Origin of the sequence: Streptomyces sp. LS1784, assembly GCF_020103755.1 — a bacterium.
In the GTDB taxonomy this organism is placed as follows: Bacteria; Actinomycetota; Actinomycetes; order Streptomycetales; family Streptomycetaceae; genus Kitasatospora.
In genome coordinates this window covers 1-1676 of sequence record NZ_JAHSQD010001003.1, presented here as the reverse complement: position 1 = coordinate 1676, position 1676 = coordinate 1, and the positions used below count along the sequence as shown (strand labels likewise).

Genomic DNA, 1676 nt, shown 5'->3' with positions numbered 1-1676 from the left:
GGCTCCGGGGCCCTTCGGCGCCCCGGGAGCTCCTGCCGTCCCCTACGCCCCGGTCACGCCCCAGGCCCCGGCGGCGCGCACCACGGACGTCGCCGGTCCGGGCGCCGCGGGGGTCGGCGGTGCCGTCCGCACCGACGCACCTGCCAACGGGGGCCTTCCGGTCGGTGCCGAGATCCCCGGACTGCCCGGCGCGGTGGTCGTGCCCCGTCCCGTACTGCCGCGCATGTACGAACTGTCGGGCAGTCCCACGGTGGACCACGGCACCGCGGCGCTGCCCGACAACGGCCCTGGCGGCGGCCCCGACGGCGAACCGGGCACCCCGCGGGTCCTGCCGCGGCGGGCCCGCAACGTCGTCCGGGGAGCCGAGGAACAGCAGTGACGGCGCGGCACACCGTGCCCTGGCGCGGCCTCGGCCGGCTGCCGGAGCAGTCGGGCCGGGGCGGGGCCTGCGCGGGCCCCTGCACGGGCAGGCCGGATCGGCCTCAGGCGCCGGTCCGGGCTCAGGCGTGGGCGTTGGGTCAAGCGTGGGCGTTGGCTCAGGCGTTGGTGTGGGCTCAGGCGTTGGTGTGGGCTCAGGCGTTGGTGTGGGCTCAGGCGTTGGTGTGGGCTCAGGCGTTGGTGTGGGCTCAGGCGTTGGTGTGGGCCGGGTGGAGCTCGGCGAGCGACTCGACCAGCGGGGCGAGCTCGGGGACCTCGGTGGCCTCGGCCAGCGTCGTCTCCAGGGCGGCGTCGTGCACCGGGCGGGCGGCTGTCAGCAGGTCGCGACCCTCGGGCGTCAGCTCGGTGTAGATGCCGCGCCGGTCGTCCGCGCAGAGGAAGCGGCTGAGCAGGCCCCGGTCCTCCAGACGGCTCACCAGCCGGGTGGTCGCGCTGCTGCTCAGCGCCGCCGCGCGGGCCAGCTGCTGCATCCGCATGTGCCAGCCGTCCTGGCGGGAGAGCGCCTCCAGCACCGTGTACTCGACCACCGAGAGCTTGAACTCGGCCTGGAGCGCCTTCTCCAGCGCGGTGTCGATCATGCCGTGCAGCGCGGCGAGCGTCCGCCAGCCACGGGCCCGGACCTCGGCCGCATCGTCGCGGATTCCCATGACTCGCCTACCCTTCCGTCGCGCTGGGCGTACCGTGCGCCGGACGAGGCCCTGCGCGAGAGCTCCTCCGGTGTCTTCCTGGGACAAGTATGCCAGTTGGCGCGGAATATCGGTCTGTGCAAATAGTTCGACGTATACCCCTTCCGGGTCCTCGCTCCGACGACCGCTGCTCCGGGGCCTCAGCCGTGACGGTGCCGGGACACCTCGTGGAGCAGTCGGCAGCAAGGGGACTCCCCGTCCGCGGGGAGGCTGCCTTCCGTGCCCGCTCGGTTCCGGCCGACTCCGGTGAAACCCTGCCCGGCCGACGCTCAGGGCGCCGACCGGAGCACGGAGCCACACTCCCCCCTGCCTCCACCCGGGCGGCCCTCACCCCTCCCCGGACCAGGCCGCCGCACACAGCGCCGTGGCCAGCTCCTCGGTGTAGGAGGCGGCGGTCAGCCAGGCGGTGGCGAAGGCCTCGTGGTCGTCCGTGACGATCCGGCCGAAGACGTCGCGGTCCCGGTTGACCGCGGCGGCCCGCAGACCGTCGAGGAGCTCGGCGGCGGTGGCCAGCCCCGCGGCGCGCAGCAGACCGCGGTCGGCCGCCGCCGA

Annotated in this window: 1 protein-coding gene and 2 pseudogenes; 1 reads left to right on the top strand and 2 read right to left on the bottom strand. The window is 75.0% G+C overall.

Going from position 1 to position 1676, the window contains the following annotated elements; all coding sequences use genetic code 11:
• Window positions 1–379, top strand: a pseudogene (locus KS423_RS45090) (hypothetical protein); the annotation flags it as partial.
• A gap of 247 nt (window positions 380–626) precedes the next feature.
• Here KS423_RS45090 and KS423_RS45085 read toward each other — a convergent pair.
• Together KS423_RS45085 and KS423_RS45080 are read right to left on the bottom strand one after the other, a co-directional pair.
• On the bottom strand, window positions 627–1085 hold the full coding sequence (locus KS423_RS45085; RefSeq protein WP_224285457.1) for a MarR family winged helix-turn-helix transcriptional regulator: 459 nt from the start codon (window positions 1083–1085) through the stop codon (window positions 627–629).
• A gap of 366 nt (window positions 1086–1451) precedes the next feature.
• Window positions 1452–1676, bottom strand: a pseudogene (locus KS423_RS45080) (hypothetical protein); the annotation flags it as partial.

Bases quoted from the DNA above. Each gene is read 5' to 3' on its own strand.
- KS423_RS45085 (WP_224285457.1), bottom strand. From the start codon at position 1,085: ATGGGAATCCGCGACGATGCGGCCGAGGTCCGGGCCCGTGGCTGGCGG.